General features: G+C 39.1%; 17 protein-coding genes and 3 tRNA genes. 3 read left to right on the top strand and 17 right to left on the bottom strand.

The window, feature by feature from the left end; translation table 11 throughout:
- Positions 1 to 86: 86 nt before the first annotated feature.
- Positions 87 to 1,121: an Rpn family recombination-promoting nuclease/putative transposase gene (locus THC_RS04150; RefSeq protein WP_068513751.1), complete on the bottom strand. Its 1,035-nt coding sequence runs from the start codon at positions 1,119 to 1,121 to the stop codon at positions 87 to 89.
- A gap of 167 nt (positions 1,122 to 1,288) precedes the next feature.
- Here THC_RS04150 and THC_RS04145 point away from each other — a divergent pair, with 167 nt between their 5' ends.
- Both THC_RS04145 and phoU read left to right on the top strand, forming a co-directional pair.
- Complete coding sequence (locus tag THC_RS04145) at positions 1,289 to 2,602, top strand: TIGR00269 family protein (RefSeq protein WP_068513748.1); 1,314 nt, start codon at positions 1,289 to 1,291, stop codon at positions 2,600 to 2,602.
- Between the two features lie 54 nt (positions 2,603 to 2,656).
- On the top strand, positions 2,657 to 3,994 hold the full coding sequence (phoU, locus tag THC_RS04140; protein ID WP_068513745.1) for a phosphate signaling complex protein PhoU: 1,338 nt from the start codon (positions 2,657 to 2,659) through the stop codon (positions 3,992 to 3,994).
- A 5-nt stretch (positions 3,995 to 3,999) separates the two neighbouring features.
- On the opposite strand, the gene lepB is transcribed toward phoU, so the two are convergent.
- The 16 genes from lepB to THC_RS04060 all read right to left on the bottom strand — a co-directional run bounded on the left by lepB (position 4,000) and on the right by THC_RS04060 (position 14,950).
- Positions 4,000 to 4,605, bottom strand: coding sequence for a signal peptidase I (gene lepB, locus THC_RS04135; protein ID WP_068513741.1), 606 nt, complete (start codon positions 4,603 to 4,605; stop codon positions 4,000 to 4,002).
- 19 nt (positions 4,606 to 4,624) lie between these two features.
- Positions 4,625 to 6,433 (bottom strand): translation elongation factor 4, encoded by a 1,809-nt coding sequence (gene lepA / locus THC_RS04130; RefSeq protein WP_068513738.1) that lies wholly within the window; start codon positions 6,431 to 6,433, stop codon positions 4,625 to 4,627.
- Positions 6,434 to 6,487: 54 nt separating this feature from the next.
- Positions 6,488 to 7,288: an ABC transporter permease gene (locus THC_RS04125; RefSeq protein WP_068513735.1), complete on the bottom strand. Its 801-nt coding sequence runs from the start codon at positions 7,286 to 7,288 to the stop codon at positions 6,488 to 6,490.
- Complete coding sequence (locus tag THC_RS04120) at positions 7,275 to 8,006, bottom strand: ABC transporter ATP-binding protein (protein ID WP_068513733.1); 732 nt, start codon at positions 8,004 to 8,006, stop codon at positions 7,275 to 7,277. Before THC_RS04120 ends, THC_RS04125 begins: the two co-directional genes overlap by 14 nt.
- A 54-nt stretch (positions 8,007 to 8,060) precedes the next feature.
- Complete coding sequence (locus THC_RS04115) at positions 8,061 to 8,273, bottom strand: hypothetical protein (protein WP_068513729.1); 213 nt, start codon at positions 8,271 to 8,273, stop codon at positions 8,061 to 8,063.
- Between the two features lie 35 nt (positions 8,274 to 8,308).
- Positions 8,309 to 8,383: transfer RNA gene (locus THC_RS04110), tRNA-Glu, on the bottom strand.
- A gap of 13 nt (positions 8,384 to 8,396) precedes the next feature.
- Positions 8,397 to 8,469 (bottom strand) — tRNA-Lys (locus THC_RS04105).
- Between the two features lie 29 nt (positions 8,470 to 8,498).
- Positions 8,499 to 9,062, bottom strand: coding sequence for a diacylglycerol/polyprenol kinase family protein (locus THC_RS04100; protein ID WP_068513727.1), 564 nt, complete (start codon positions 9,060 to 9,062; stop codon positions 8,499 to 8,501).
- Entirely contained in the window at positions 9,053 to 10,600 is a 1,548-nt protein-coding gene (gene guaA / locus THC_RS04095; RefSeq protein WP_068513724.1) for a glutamine-hydrolyzing GMP synthase, read from the bottom strand. The genes THC_RS04100 and guaA overlap by 10 nt, the downstream gene beginning before the upstream one ends.
- On the bottom strand, positions 10,600 to 11,070 hold the full coding sequence (locus THC_RS04090) for a phosphate-starvation-inducible PsiE family protein (protein WP_068513721.1): 471 nt from the start codon (positions 11,068 to 11,070) through the stop codon (positions 10,600 to 10,602). Before THC_RS04090 ends, guaA begins: the two co-directional genes overlap by 1 nt.
- Before the next feature lie 3 nt (positions 11,071 to 11,073).
- A complete protein-coding gene (gene pth, locus THC_RS04085) occupies positions 11,074 to 11,631 on the bottom strand; it encodes an aminoacyl-tRNA hydrolase (RefSeq protein WP_068513718.1) in 558 nt (185 codons plus the stop codon).
- Positions 11,632 to 11,669: 38 nt separating this feature from the next.
- Entirely contained in the window at positions 11,670 to 12,254 is a 585-nt protein-coding gene (locus THC_RS04080) for a 50S ribosomal protein L25 (RefSeq protein ID WP_068513716.1), read from the bottom strand.
- A gap of 247 nt (positions 12,255 to 12,501) precedes the next feature.
- A complete protein-coding gene (locus THC_RS04075) occupies positions 12,502 to 13,449 on the bottom strand; it encodes a ribose-phosphate pyrophosphokinase (protein WP_068513713.1) in 948 nt (315 codons plus the stop codon).
- Positions 13,450 to 13,451: 2 nt separating this feature from the next.
- On the bottom strand, positions 13,452 to 14,297 hold the full coding sequence (ispE, locus tag THC_RS04070; protein WP_068513711.1) for a 4-(cytidine 5'-diphospho)-2-C-methyl-D-erythritol kinase: 846 nt from the start codon (positions 14,295 to 14,297) through the stop codon (positions 13,452 to 13,454).
- A 16-nt stretch (positions 14,298 to 14,313) separates the two neighbouring features.
- Positions 14,314 to 14,580 (bottom strand): DUF1844 domain-containing protein, encoded by a 267-nt coding sequence (locus THC_RS04065; RefSeq protein ID WP_068513709.1) that lies wholly within the window; start codon positions 14,578 to 14,580, stop codon positions 14,314 to 14,316.
- A 4-nt stretch (positions 14,581 to 14,584) separates the two neighbouring features.
- Positions 14,585 to 14,950: an FmdB family zinc ribbon protein gene (locus THC_RS04060; protein ID WP_068513707.1), complete on the bottom strand. Its 366-nt coding sequence runs from the start codon at positions 14,948 to 14,950 to the stop codon at positions 14,585 to 14,587.
- Positions 14,951 to 15,433: 483 nt separating this feature from the next.
- On the opposite strand from THC_RS04060, the gene THC_RS04055 reads away from it, so the two are divergent.
- A tRNA-Leu gene (locus THC_RS04055) sits at positions 15,434 to 15,517 on the top strand.
- The last annotated feature ends 380 nt before the right edge of the window (positions 15,518 to 15,897 follow it).

Here is a 15,897-nt window from a genome sequence, read left to right as displayed (position 1 = left end):
TTTTTACAACTTAAAGAGGATTTTTTTTAAAAGGAATTTTTGACTATGCTTATAGCAGAAAAGAATACAAGAAAGCTTACAAATTATCAATTTTCAAAGAGTTTAAAGATATCTTCAGAACCTTTGGCAAGAATTATTTTCCTCAGCCACTCCTTGAGAACTCCTCTATCCTCTTCTCTTACCACCCTCTCCCTTACTTCCTCCGGCACATACCCAAGCTTCACCTCTATCGCCTCAAGCACAAGCTCCCTTGCATCCTCAATTAACCCCTGATATTTCCCCTGCTCAATCCCTTGCTTAATTCCCTGCTCAATTCCCTGCTTATAAAACTTCTCTCCCACTTTATCCCAAAAGCTCTTTAACTCCATCTTTACCCCCTCTTCTTCACAACTATCTAATATATTAAACCAGATTACCTCCCCGTCAACCCTGAACTTTATTTCAGATATCCTAATCAAAAATCCCATCTCCCATCTTCCTTTCTCCCCTATTGCTACTAATCTCTCTGTCGCCCTTGTAATAACTTCAATTATCTCTTCAAAATCCAGTGATTCCGCCTTCATTAAATAAAGATAACACCCAAGCCCTGCTAAAATATCAAATACCCTCAATATCTTCTCATCCTCTACCCTCTTTAAATCTACCACATGAACCTTAAAAAGTTCTCCCTTTAACCCCTCTGGCACTGAAAATATCTCCTCTATCCTTTCAGGATAGCCCCAGGGCTTATCCCCTTCATAAAACACAAGAGGTAAAACAGGCACATACCCCTTCCCCTCCTTGAAAGACCTCTCATTTAAAGCGGTTATGTAATTTAAAATCTGAAGGTAAATTCTTTTATCAGGTGCACTTTTGTGCTCAATAAGGATGTAGAGATGGGCTTTGGTTGAAGGTTTACCTTCACTAAGGAGATTAACCTCTGCAACAAGATCTGGGATTTCTCGCTTTTTTCTTGAAAGGGAAACCTGTTCTTCAGGGATGATTTTAAGGGAGTCAAGGTCAAGATGAGTTTTAATGTGCTCAGGGAGGAAGGTTGAGAGGAAGGCTTTTAAGTTTTCAGGGTCTTTGAGGAAGGCCTTGGCAAAAAGGTCATAGGGAACAGGAGGTTTCTTCTTTGACATAGAGGTATTTTGCCAGAATTTAGAGGGATTTCAATAGAGTGTATGCCTCCATATTTTTAGACTTAAATCTGCCTATTTTGCAGATAAAAAGAATGTGAACTTATGCAGGATGGAAGTTTTCTTCAAAATCTATTGACTTTAAAAGTTATGCTGATTAAGTTTGTATTATGCAGTATCTCAAGTGTGGTGCAGAAAAATTTGAATTTGAAATAAAACCTCTTGGTAAGCTCTGCAAATTATGTAAGTCTGAGGTGCCTGTAGTTACCCTCACTACTCAGAATCTTAAACTTTGCAAAAACTGCTTCAGTAAAATTCAGCAAAGAAGACTCAGCGAGGCTGTTAAAAAATACAGGATGTTTGGGCCTGAGGATAGGGTAGGGATTCTCCTTTCAGGGGGAAAGGATAGTGCAACCTTGGCTCATCTACTTAAAAAAACCTTTCCAGAAATTTCTTTTCAAGGCCTTTATCTCAATCTTGGTATAAGATATTATTCTGACTTTGCTCAAAAAGCCGTTGAAGAACTCTGTGAAAGCCTATCTATCCCTCTATTTGTCTATGACCTTAAGGCGGAAAAAGGCTTTTCCATAGATGATTTTGTCTTTACCTCCTTTAAAGATAAAATCTGTTCAGTTTGTGGCACAATCAAGAGATATCTTTTTTCCAAGGTTGCCAGAGAACTTGGTTTAACCGTAATTGCTACAGGGCATCATTTAGACGATCTCCTTTCTACCTATCTTACCCTCTTTTTTAATGGAGATTTTATCTCCATCAAAAGACTTGTTCCAGTTAATCTCCCCCTCTTTGAGGGCCAAGCTAAAAAAATTAAACCCCTTTATCAAATTCCAGAAAGGGAGATATTTTTTTATGCGGTATTAAATGAGCTTCCTCTTGAAGGATGTGCCTGCCCCCATGGTGAAATTACCCCTTCAAAAAAAATAAAGGGAATTCTGGAAGAGTTAGAAAAAGAAAATCGCACCTTTAAATACCAACTCCTTTCAGTCTTTTTAAAGGGATTTATTCCCCTTTTAAGAGAAAACTTTGAAGAGAGCACCTTAGTTCCCTGTAAGGTTTGCGGAGAACCTACAGCTTCTGTCCATGGAATCTGTGGCTTTTGTCGGAGGGTAAATCTTCTCTCAAGAATTGAAGATAAAACTCTTGAGTTATCCCTTGCTAAGTGGCAAAAAATTGAAGAGTCTTCCGAAAGACAAAAATGGATGGTCTTTGATGTTCGGGAAAAGGAGGATTACCTTAAAGGCACTTTGCCCTCTGCAAAATGGATATCGCCTTCTCTTCTGGAAAATGAAAAAGACCTTTTTAAAACCTTTCGCCCCTTTAGAGAAAAAAATCTTCTTTTCTTCTGTTATTCTGGAAGGCTAAGTTATCTTTTTACCCTTAAGCTCAGAAAAATGAACTTCCGGGCTTACAATCTTAAGGAGCCAGAACAAATTTTGGGAATTGACCAGGTGCCAGAAAATGGATAAAATAAAAAGAATCTTCTATTTGCAGTATTTATAAATTATTAAAAGGAGAGGCTTATGGTTAGAATTGCCTTAGAAAGAGATCTTCAAATTTTAAAAAATCTTTTACTTGACATGGCCAAGGCTGTAAATGAGATGATTAGTGGGGCTATGCTTTCTTTTGAAAAACTTGAAATGGACTCAGCTGAACGGGTCATCAAATATGATGATCAAATAGATTACTATGAGCACATGGTAACTCTTACAGCCCTTGAGATAATTGCTCTTCAACAACCTGTTGCTAAGGATTTGAGATTTATCGTTAGTTCCATAGATATAGCCAGAAACCTTGAACGCCTCGGGGATCAAGCAGTCAATATTGCGGAAAGAATTCCCAATCTAATTCAGTATAAAGACCACCTTTTAATCAGGTGCAAAATTAACATTATGAATATGGCTAAAGAGGCCCTTTTTATGCTTGAATCTGCCATCAATGCCTTTCTTTCTGAGGATACCTCAAAAGCCAAAAAAGTGATTGCCCATGATGATATTGTGGATCAATTCAAAAAAGATTACATATCTCAGATAAAGGAATGCATGAAAAGTGATCCTATTCTTACTGATGCTGGTATTGAATATATTGTTGTAGTGGAAAATCTGGAAAGGGTTGCAGATCTTGCCTGTAATATTGCTGAAGCAGTTATTTTCACATCTGAAGGCAAAATGCCCAAGATGGAAAAAGAAAAGTTTCCTCCTGTAAGAGAGCTTCTCTCAAGGGAACTGCCTGTTTTTGATTATCTCCTTAAGCATGCAAGACTTGTGCTTGAGTGTATGGAAAGGCTCCCCTTAGCCCTTGAGGCCTATCTAAAAAAGGATAAACCAAGGCTTGAAGAGATTGTAAAACACATAACGGATATTGAAAAAGAAGCTGATAAAATTAAAACCAATATCAGAGGGCACCTTCCAAAGGGGTTAATCCTTCCCGTTGAAAAATTTGAACTTTTTCTTTATCTGAAAGAACAAGATGCCATTGCAGATTCTGCAGAGGGTATCCTTACCTGGCTTTCCTTTAAGGACATTACTTTTCCCCCGATGGTCTCTGAAAAGATTGAAGCCCTCCTGAATCAGAGTTTAGAACCTCTTACTTTTTTAGAGGAGATGATCCGCTATGCCCAGGATTTTTTAGTCAACTGGGACGAAAATTCAAGAACAAGGGCCAAGGAGTTAATCCGCCAGATCCGGTATCAAGAATTTTTAACTGAGGAGATGGGAAATCAGGTGAAAAAATTGGCCTTTGAGATAATTCAAGATCCCCTCCAGCTTTTCTATACCCTTAAGCTCATAGATTTAATCTGTGATATTTCTCACCATGCGGAAAATTCAGCTGATCTTATGCGAGCTATGATTGCTAAATAAGCCCCTTAATTAATGAGTTTTCCAAGCCTTTTAAAACGAATGCCACCATTTTCAGAGTCCCAGGAAAAGTAAATAATTAGGGCCTTGCCTTTAAGTGAGTGAAGAGGAACAAATCCCCAAAATCGGCTATCATAGCTTTGATCTCGATTATCTCCCAGGACAAAAATTTGCCCCTCAGGAACCTTTACCGGGCCAAAGTTATCTCTGGGGCTGATCTCCTTTGGATAGACCTCTTTGTCCGTATATTGAACATAGGGCTCCTTTAAAGGTTTACCATTAACAAAGACCTTTTTATTCACAATTTCAACAGTATCTCCTGGTAAACCGATAACCCTTTTGATAAAATCAAGTTTTTTATCTACTGGGTAAGTGAAGACTACAATCTCCTGACGCTCAGGCATCTTCCAGCGATAAAGAAAATCATCTTTAATAGGATTTCTTATTCCAAAGACGATCTTATTCACCAGAAGATAATCTCCTACAAGAAGCGTAGGGATCATAGACCCTGAGGGTATCTTATAGGCTTGCACAAAAAAGGCCCGAATAAAAAGGGCTAAAACAAGGGCAATAATAATGCTTTTCACCCATTCGGCAATTTTTCCCTGAGTCATTTTTAACTCCTTTTCAATATCAGATTTTTAGCACTGCAAGAAAGGCCTCTTGAGGTATCTCCACTTGCCCGATGGATTTAAGCCTCTTTTTTCCCTCCTTTTGCTTTTCAAGGAGTTTCTTTTTTCTGGTAACATCCCCACCATAACACTTGGCAAGGACATCCTTTCTCAAGGGCGCAATTCTTTCTCTGGCTATAATTTTACTTCCGATAGCAGCCTGAATAATCACCTCAAAAAGTTGTCTGGGAATGACCTCTTTAAGCTTGCTCACAAGGTCTCTCCCGCGGTAATAGGCCTTTTCCCTGTGCACTATTAGAGATAAAGCATCAACTGGTTGTTTATTAATAAGGATATCCATCTTGACAAGATCTGAGGGTCTATAGCCTATAAACTGATAGTCTAAAGAGGCATATCCCCGAGAAAGGCTCTTGAGTTTGTCGTAAAAGTCCATCACCACTTCACTAAAGGGTAACTCATAAATGAGAACAATGCGCTCAGGAGTAAGATATTTGATTTCTTTTTGAATCCCCCTTTTTTCTTCACAGAGATTGATAAGGGCTCCCAGATACTCCTTAGGAGTATAAATTTCTGCCTGAATATAAGGCTCAAGAACCTCCTCTATGGTGCCGGGATCAGGCCATTCTGCAGGATTCTCAATCTCAAGCTCTTTACCATTCCTTAATCTTACCCGGTATTTAACCGAGGGCGCGGTTGAAATGAGATTGAGCTTAAATTCCCGTTCTAATCTTTCTTGAACAATCTCCATATGCAGGAGCCCCTGAAATCCACATCTAAATCCAAAACCAAGGGCTGCTGAAGTCTCAACCTCATAAGAAAAAGCTGGATCATTCAACCAGAGTTTCTCTATGGCCTCCTTTAATTCAGGAAAATCATCACTATCAACTGGGAAGATACCTGCAAAAACAACGGGCTTTATCTCCTTAAATCCTGGAAGTGCTTCAACCTGGGCAGAAGCTTCAGTAATGGTATCTCCAATTTTGGCATCTCTTACCTCTTTTATGCTTGCGGCTATAAAACCAACTTCTCCAGCATATAGGGCATCAAGAGTGGTAGCCTCAGGTGCAAAAACACCTACTTTAGTGACTTCAAAGGTCTTCCCTGTTGAAAGAAACCTGATCTTTTGACCTGGATAGAGTTTTCCCTCAACTATTCTTACTAAGACTACTACACCCAAATAGGAATCATACCAGGAATCAAAGACTAAAGCCCTAAGGGGCGCGTCCCTCTCTCCCTTAGGAGGTGGAATTTTCTCCACAATTGCCTCTAAGACTTCCTTAATCCCAATTCCCTGTTTGGCACTAACAAGAAGGGCATCCTCAGCTGGAAGCCCAATTATCTCCTCTATCTCCCTTTTTGTTTTTTCAACATCTGCCTGAGGTAGATCTATCTTATTTATAACTGGAATAATCTCTAAATTATTTTCAAGGGCTAAATATACATTAGCCAGAGTCTGAGCCTCAACCCCTTGAGAGGCATCCACTACCAGAAGTGCTCCCTCACAGGCAGAAAGAGCCCTTGAAACTTCATAACTGAAATCCACATGTCCAGGAGTATCTATGAGATTTAATTGATAAACCTCGCCTTTTTTTCTTTCATAATAAAGTCTTACCGCCTGAGCTTTAATAGTAATGCCCCTTTCCCTTTCTAAGTCAAGCCTATCTAAGTATTGCTCTCGCATCTCTCTTTCTGAGACTGCTCCTGTAATTTCAAGAAGACGGTCTGCTAAGGTAGATTTCCCGTGATCAATATGGGCAATGATACTAAAGTTTCTTATTTTTTCCTGAGGTATAATTTTTCCATCCTTCATAATTAGCTTTTAAAAATAACCAATCTCTCTAAAAAAACAAGGTAGAAGGGTTTTTTATTCACCAATTTTAATAAGCTTTCCCTGAGATTGGGCCTTTTTAAAGGAGAGGATGAAGACAAAAGAACTTAAAAGGAGATAGATAATGGTGAGGAGATAACCCTTTATAAGCATTGAAAAGGAGGTTTGAGCCTTGAGCATAAGAAACCGAAAACTCTCAAAAAAGTATGAAGCCGGGACAAAGGAGGCAATTTTTTGAAAAAAAGGGGGTAGAGCAGAAACTGGATAAAAGACTGCTGAAAAGGGCAAAAAGAAGAGGGCAAGAGCCCAGGCCAGAATTTCAGCTTCCTGACCAAAATATAGAATAAAGGCAATGGTTAAGAGGCCGATTGCCCAGGCAAAAAGAATAAGCCCAAAGGTAAGGTAAAAGACATAAAGACCCTGAGAGAAAAAATTAAAGTGAAAGAGAAAAATGGAAAGGAGACTCATCACCCCCGAGGCAAGAACAGCCTTAAAAAGGCTATAAAGAAAAAGGCCTAAAATGTATTCTGAAACCTTCAAGGGAGAAACAAAAAGATGAAGAAGATTTCTTGCCCAGATATCTTCAAGGAACCCTACTGCAAGCCCCTGTTGAGCTCTAATCAAAATATTCCAAAAAATAAGAGCTCCGAGAAATAGAGAGGCTAAGCTAATGCCAGTTTGGGATTCCCTTTGAAGGTATAGGGTTATAAATCCCCAGAGAAGGAGATCAACTGTAGGCCAGTATAGAAGATCAAGCCAGCGACTAAAAGAGTGCTTAAGCAGATAAAGATGTCTTAAAAGTATTCCCCAGACTCGTCTAAATTTAAGTCCTGACATCTCCAAAGACCTTGAAATATAATTCCTCAAGATCGGTTACCTCAAATCTTTGAAAAAGTTTATCCACACTTCCATATCCAATCACTTGTCCTTCCTTTAACAGAAGGAGTTTATTTACCATCCTTTCAAGCTCTCCTAATTGATGAGAAGTGAGAATAATGGCTAATTCCTCTTTTTGAGCCTTATCTTTTAATACCTTAGCAACATATCTAATATATTCCGGATCAAGGCCTGCTGTAGGTTCGTCAAGAAGTAAAATCTTAGGAGCTGAAAGATTAGCCCTTACTAAGTTAAGACGCATCATCTCTCCTGATGAGAGGGTTCTTGTAAGGGCATCTGCCTTTTCTTTTAATTTGAAGAGCTCAAGGAGCTCATCAATCCTTCTCTCTGAAGCCTTTACCCCATAAAGGTGCCCAAAAATGCGAAGATTTTCTTTTACTGATAGAGAAAAGGGAAGACTTACATAATGAGAAGCAAATCCAACCTTTTCTAAAAGAAGGCTTCTTTCTTTAAAAAAGTCCTTTCCAAAATAAAGGATCTCACCTTGGTCTGGAGTTATGATTCCCAGTAGAAGGTAGAGAAGGGAACTTTTACCTGCCCCATTTGGACCTATTATACCCAGAATATCTTTGGGATTAACCTCAAAGGATATATCCCTCAGAACTACCTTTTCTCCAAAGCTTTTGGAGAGCCCTTTAACTTTTAAGAGGGGGTTCATAAAAGAAAACCCCGCTTCCTAAGCGGGGTTTCTGAGACATCCTTTTGTAAGGCTTTATGAAAGCTTAGCCTTTTCTAAGCGAGCTAAGGCCTGCTCAAGGGTCATAATACCCTTAGCAACTGCATAAGCCACATAGGAATAAATAGTGGGATCATAGCCCTCAGGCCTTGGGAAGAGACCTTTAGCACGAAGTTTAGAAAGTTTTTCCCTTCTTCTCCTCCGCCTCTCAATCTCTTTCATTCTCTCGATCTTTTTATGCCTGGCCATGCCAAAAAATCCTCCTTTTACATTTTCAAAAGAAGCGCCCCCAAGGGGATTCGAACCCCTGTCGCCGGCGTGAAAGGCCGATGTCCTGGACCTGGCTAGACGATGGGGGCAGCTTTTCCACCATGGGCCGCGCAGGACTCGAACCTGCGACTCCCAGCTTAAAAGGCTGGTACTCTACCGTCTGAGTTAGCGGCCCAAATATGCTATAAATATAATCTATAGTCCTCACCTTGTCAAGAATAGCCTCAGATAAATTGAATAGGCTACAGGTATCCAGAAATTATCCCGTTTGGTAAAAAGCTCAATCAGGCTTAAAAATAGGACAAGTCCCAAAAGAGTTATCAAGGGAAATTCAAGAAAATAAAGGGTAATTCCAAGAGAGGAAAAAAAGAAAACCAAGCTTCCCACAAGGGTTTTACCTTTTATAAAGGGCCCCTTTGGGCAATAGCTACCAGCTATTCCAGCTAAAGGATCAGAAATACCCAGGATGAGAATACAAACTCCAAGATATACTTCTGAAACTAATAAAGAGCTAATGAAAATCCCTAAAATAAAAAAGGAGGCATCACTCAGTTCCCTTTTTTCTCTTTCTTTAAGGAGCCCTATCCAGAGACCTTTAAAAGGAACCCTCTCCGGAAATTTAAGGCGTAAAGTTTCCCAGAGGAAAAGTAAACCTCCTGAAAAGAAAAGAAAGATCTGAAAAGAAGTTTTATTCAGGAGCTTTGAAAGAGCAAAAAAGAAAAGAGATGCGATTATGTGAAAGAGCCTTCTTCTCCAATTTATTCCCATTCAATAGTTGCTGGAGGTTTGGAAGATATATCATAAACTACCCTATTTACTCCGGCTACCTCATTAATGATACGATTTGAAATACGGGCAAGGAGGTCATAAGGAAGCCTTACCCAGTCAGCTGTCATAGCATCTTGACTTTCAACTACCCTTATAGCTATTACATAATCATAGGTTCTCGCATCTCCCATAACACCAACTGTTCTTACGGGAAGAAGGACAGCAAAACTCTGCCAAACTTTATAATACCAGTTAGAGGCAAGCATCTCCTCTATAACAATAGCATCAGCCTCTCTGAGAATAGCAAGCTTGTCTGTGGTCACCTCTCCTAAGATTCTTACTGCAAGTCCTGGTCCAGGGAAAGGCTGTCTCCAGATAATCTTCTTTGGAAGACCCAGGAGCTCAGCAATCTTTCTTACCTCATCTTTAAAAAGCTCCCTTAAGGGTTCAATGAGCTTAAGCTGCATTTTTTCTGGAAGACCTCCCACATTGTGATGGCTCTTAATTCTTGCGGAAGGTCCTCTAAAGGAGCAGGATTCAATCACATCTGGATAAAGAGTCCCCTGAGCAAGATATTTAACCCCCTTAAATTCTTGTGCCTTTTTTTCAAAGACCTCAATAAAGGTCTCACCAATGATTTTTCTCTTTAACTCTGGATCAACAACACCCTTTAATCTTTCCAAAAAGAGCGAACTTGCATCCACATAGACAGGTTTTAGACCCAAGCCTTCCATAAGAGCAAGGACCTCTTCTGCCTCTCCCTTCCTCAAAAGACCATTATTAACAAAAACGGAAATTAACCTATCTCCTATGGCTCTATGCACAAGAAGGGCTGTAACTGTTGAGTCTATACCTCCGGAGAGGGCACAGATGACCTTTTCTTCAGGCTTTATTTTTATAGATATCTCCTCAACAGTTTTTTCAATAAAGGAGGGCATTGTCCAGGTTTGACTACAACCACATATCTCAAAGACAAAATTCCTCAGAAGATCCTTTCCAATTTCTGTATGAACAACCTCTGGATGAAACTGAACAGCAAAAAGGGGCTTTTCTTCGTGGGTAAAGGCTGCGTAGGGAGAATTATTAGTTCTGGCAATTGCAACAAAGCCTGGGGGCAGGGCTTCTACTCTATCACTGTGGCTCATCCAGACTTGATATTTCTGGTCAAGACTGAGTCCTTTAAAAAAGGGAGAGTCCTTTAAAAGCTCTATTTCTGCAAAACCAAATTCCCTTTTGAGACTTCTTTCTACTCTTCCCCCCAGGAGATAGCTCATAAGCTGAGCACCATAACAAATCCCCAACACAGGAATTCCGAGATCAAAAAGGGCTGGATCAACCTTGGGAGAATCTTCATCATATACACTGGCTGGTCCACCAGATAAGATAATTCCCTTGGGCTGAAAGTCTTTAATCTCTTTTAGACTTACAAAGCAGGCCTTTATCTCACTATAAACAGAAAGTTCCCTGATTCTTCTGGCGATAAGCTGGGTAGTCTGAGAGCCAAAATCAAGAACTAAAATTTTTTCAGGGTGTTCCATTATCTCTTACTCCTTCTAAAGAGAATAAGACTAAAGATAAGCATTAAAATCAATATCCCAACCAGGGCCATCTCAATAAGATAATACTTCATTCTCTCTGTAGAAAAGATAGTGGGATGGGAGAGCTCAAAAGAAAGAATTAATAATCTTCTAACCAGGGCAGTAATAGCAACCAAAATAAAGGGTTCAACACACTTTACAGCACTTTCCTCTAAAATGGCAACTAAAACTGTATAGAAAATCTCCAGAAATATCAGAGAAACAAGTATTTTATCTAAAAACTTAATGGCTCCCTCTGTAAAATTAGCGGTATTGTATAAATTGATAAGAATGACTAAACCATCTATCATAACAATGCCAAAACCTATAATCAGCCCTATAGCTACGAGATAATAGAGATACTCTTCCAACTTGATAAAAAACTCTCTTGCCCGAATTCTAAAGTTTTGGGATTTTTCTTCAGGAGTCATTACCTACTCTCCAGAATTTACTTTATGCATGGTTTTTAAAAGTCCATGATATAAAAGTTCTTCCAGAGCTAAAACCACTTTTTCAAGCACGCTCTCAACTATTGGCCATTCTTCTTCCCTGAAAGGTGAAAGGACATAATCCCTTGGATCGCCTTTTTCAGGGCGTCCAATCCCAAGTCTCAATCTTGGAAATTCTTTGGTTTGAAGCTCTGAAATAATAGATTGAACCCCTCGATGTCCCCCTGACCCACCCTTGGGTAAAAGTTTCATCCTTCCAAGAGGAAGATCAAGGTCATCATAAATAACAAGAAGATTTTGAGGACTAAGTCCATATTTATTTAAGGCCTTTTTAACCGCCCTCCCTGAAAGATTCATATAAGTCATAGGCTTCAATAGTATGGCTTTGTCTCTGTAAAAGGCAAGCTCACTCTCTAAGGCCGAATTCATTTGAAAATTGAGCTTGTGCTTAGTAGCAAAGGCTGTAAGCGCAAGAAAGCCAAAGTTGTGCCGTGTTTTTTCATAGGTAAGTCCTGGATTCCCAAGTCCGCAATATATCCACACAAAACCTTAATACCTCAATATAATTTTTAGGCTGAAGCCTATTCAGAGGCTTGAATCTCCTCTTCTTCAGCTACTAAGGTTGCTACCGTCTCTCCAGGGCTACTAACAATTTTAATAGTTTCAGGGACTTTGATATCTCTTACATGTAAACTCTGGCCCACATCTAATTTACTTAGATCAACAGTAATCTTATCTGGAATATGCACAGGCAGACATTCAACTACAATATCATGGAGGTGTATCTCAAGGACTCCACCTTTCGTGATTCCAACGGGTTTTCCTACAAATTCAAGAGGTACCTTGAGTTCTATGGGTTTATCCTCTTCTATAACCTGAAAATCAAGGTGGATAAACATATCTGTAACAGGATCCCGCTGGATCTCTTTAAGAATGGCCTGTTTCATCAAGTTTTCTCCATTTTCAAAGTTAAGGGTATAGATAACTGTCTCTCCATGATGGCGCCTGTAAACTTTCTCGAATTCTGGATATCTCACTCCAAAGGGAAGAGGCTGAGCTCCCTTACCGTAAAGAATAGCTGGGATATACCCAGCTTTACGCATTTTTTTGGCGGTCTCTTTACCGGTCTTTTCCCTTTTCATAGCATTTAAGGTTACCAGCTTCATAAAAAACCTCCTACAATTTTTTTGTTTATAATATAAGCATGTCTCCTTTGCTTAATTTTGTCCTTCAACTCCCATTGAAAAGGTTTAAGCTAAAAGCCCTTGCCACATGGGGGGATGGAATGAGGGACAACTTTAATTCTATTCCCGTAAAAATTTTAATAAAAGGATTAATAATTCCGAGGTGATTTGCCATGGCTAACATTTTTAACTTACCCTATTTTCTGATAGTTGACTCCTTCTTTAATTTTTATATAAAAAGTGAACTTATAGAATCGTCGGTGTGAATCCTTCTTATAGCCTCTCCAAGGAGATTAGCTACACTCAAAACCTTTATTTTATCAAGGACTTTAGCCTCTTCTCTTAGAGGAATAGTATCACTAACAATTAGGGCTTTCAGTGGAGAAGCGGCAATCCTTTCAAGGGCTTTTCCTGAAAGGACAGGATGAGTGGCAATAGCATAGACCTCCCTTGCCCCTCTATCTAAAATAGCCTCAGCTGCCTTACAGATGGTTCCAGCCGTATCTACCATATCATCAATAATTACTGCAATTTTGTCCCTTACATCCCCTATGATACTCATAACCTCTGATTCGTTAGGCCTGGGCCTTCTTTTATCCACAATAGCCATGGTGCTTTCTAATCTTTTGGCATACTCTCTTGCCCTTTCAACTCCCCCAGCATCTGGAGAGACAATTACTATCTCATTTCCTTTAAAATGCTCTTTTATATACTGCAAAAATACTGGTAAGGCATAGAGATGATCAACAGGAATGTCAAAAAAGCCCTGAATCTGCCCGGCATGAAGATCCATAGTTAAAACCCTTCTTGCCCCAGCAACTACAATAAGGTTTGCCACAAGTTTTGCTGAAATAGGAGTTCTGGGGGCAGTTTTTCTGTCCTGCCTGGCATAGCCATAATAGGGAATAACCGCGGTTATACGCCGGGCAGAGGCCCTTCTTGCTGCATCAATCATAATAAGAAGTTCCATCAAATTTTCATTCACAGGGGTGCAAGTTGGCTGAACAATGAAAACATCAGCCCCTCTAACATTTTCATCGATCTCTACAAAGAGCTCGCCATCGCTAAATCTTTTTAGAGTGCTATGTCCCAGAGGAGTTGCTAAATATCTGCAGATTTTTTCAGATAACTCACGGTTCGCTGAGCCTGAAAAAATCTTTAAGTGATTAACAAACATTTTTAATTTCCTCCACTCCCGTTTAAATTCTTAACAAGAAATATTTTACCACCTTTTAAAAATTTTTTTAGTCTCAGGTAGGCATTGGTAGGAAGCTTTTCAAATACCCCAAAAAGGGTAGAACCCGTTCCAGAGATACTTACACCCTTTGCCCCTACCTCTTTTAAAGCTCTTTCCAGGTCTTCGTATAGGGGGTATTTCTTATAAAGTAGCCCTTTAAAATCGTTTAAAAGTCCCTCTTTTTTCTCCCAGGGGGGTAAAGAGGCTTCATATTTAATAGGATTTTTTTCTTTTGTCAAGTTAAGGGTATGATAAGCCCAGGCAGTATCAATCTTAAAACCCGGATAGAGGAGAAGGTAATAGACAGAAAAGGATGGAAAGGGTTTAAGTATCTCTCCAATGCCAGTTGCTTCAGCTGCAAAGAGATCCTCAAGAAAAAATGGAACATCCGCCCCAAGACTTACTGCTATAGGAAAAAGTTTTGCTCTCTCAATCTCATAAAGTTTGGCTAAGTTTTTAAGAAGAGTTCCTGCATTACTACTTCCTCCCCCTAAACCTGCTCCAAGGGGAATTCTTTTTTTGACCCAGATTTTTATCTCTTCCTTTACTTGAAAGGTATTTTTAAATAGTCTCCAGGCCTTATAGAGAAGGTTCTTTTCAAGCTCAATCTCTTCATCACACTCAAAGATCAATTCAAAGGAAGGGCGTTCTCTTTCTATCTCTAATTCATCAAAGAGGGAAACCTTTTGAAAGAGGCTATAAATCTCATGATAGCAGTCTTCTCTTTTTCGCAATACCTGAAGGGTAAGATTAATTTTTGCTGGAGCTAAACAAAATAGGGATTTCATTAAATTTTGATAGGGATTAACTACAGATCTTTACATATTTAAGCTTTAATTCGTAGAGAATACTTTGGAGAAGTTTTTCTTCCTCAAGGGTAAGATTACCTTTGGTCTTTTCTTTGAGCATCTCCAGGGTTTCAATAGTATGCCTGGCCAAAGTCAGATTTAGCTCCTTACGGTTAGTTATGGGATCAGGAAGTTCTCCAAGGTGCACAAGGGCAGCTGTGTTAAGGGAAAGGATAAAAGTATTGAAGTTGATTAAATTGCAAAGATCCTTATCCAAGTCCATGTTCTCACCCCTTCTTTTTAATTATAACCGCTTCGGGCTTTATCAAAAAACCCTCTTTTGGAGCTCTTCTTTCAGCAAGTTTTTCAGAAAGTTGTTTAACCTTATCTGTGGGATGAAATGCCCTGGCCTTTTCAAGAAATCTCTGGGCATCTCTAAGTTTTCCATCTTGAAGATAATCTCTTGCCCTCTGGAGAATGGCTCTTTCTCTTGCAGATCGGTAAGCACTTTTATCTTGAAATCCGAAAAGAGAGGGGAGTTTTATAATTTTAGAGGAATGGCAAAGGGGACATTCAGGATAGGGTTCATCCCTTTTTAAAAATACCTCAAAGATGGCTCCACAGGACTCACATTCAAATTCATAAAGAGGCATATCTAAAATTTAATGCACTTTTTTGAAGAATCAATTATAAAGGGTGGTTGATCTGAGGAAGGTTGCTTAAAAACTTTTTGCTACAGGAGAAATGAGAAGGTTAAAGCGTAATGCCTCATTTAATTTTCTAAAGGAAATTATTTTACCTTCCCCTCCTTTTTATTGTCAATTTTTCCCCGAAAATAATTCCCATTTTTCTCTAAATATGCTCTTTCAAGCATTTTCTGATATCTCCTTATCTTTCTATAAAGCTTCTTACCTACACTTTCCTTTGAAATAAGCTTTGCTAAAGAACTAAGCTTGTAAATTTAAGAGGGGCGAAATAGATAGTTTTTTTGTGAAGGTTCAAAAGAGGAGCTGAGATTTTTTATATGAGGCAACGATAAAATTTCAAATAGATTTTTAATGAGGCAATTAAAGAGGTTGAATTTTTCAAAGGTTAGTTTAATTTTAATATGTTTGAAAAGCGATTTAATATAAGCTGCGGGAGTGGCGGAAAGGTAGACGCTTCGGACTTAGGATCCGATGGGGATTATCCCCGTGGGGGTTCAAATCCCCCCTCCCGCATTTATCAAAAGGTTTAAAAAGGTCAAATTTCTCCACCACACAGACACACAATTTTTTTAATATACTTTTTTCATTTATATATATCAAAAATTTCATTTAAATGTTTAAAAGGTCAAGTCTCCAAATTAAACCCAAAGTTGTTGCCTTCTAACTCCATTCATAATGATGCGGGATCTTCTTTACACAGGTGAAAGTCCGCTGACAGGGGTGGTGCATAGGTTCAGATCCTTACAAGAAAATGGAAGGGTAGTAAGAGGTAAGAGGTGAAAGGTGAAAGGTGAAAGGTTAGGGTATGGGAAGCCCTTGCGTGTCGCCTAATCCTTGCATGTCTACCCAATAATGTAAAGGCACATATAACAGGCAAACACTCAGGTTTGTCC

Source organism: Caldimicrobium thiodismutans, from assembly GCF_001548275.1.
GTDB classification, from domain to species: domain Bacteria; phylum Desulfobacterota; class Thermodesulfobacteria; order Thermodesulfobacteriales; family Thermodesulfobacteriaceae; genus Caldimicrobium; species Caldimicrobium thiodismutans.
This window is presented reverse-complemented; position numbering and strand designations above follow the sequence as displayed.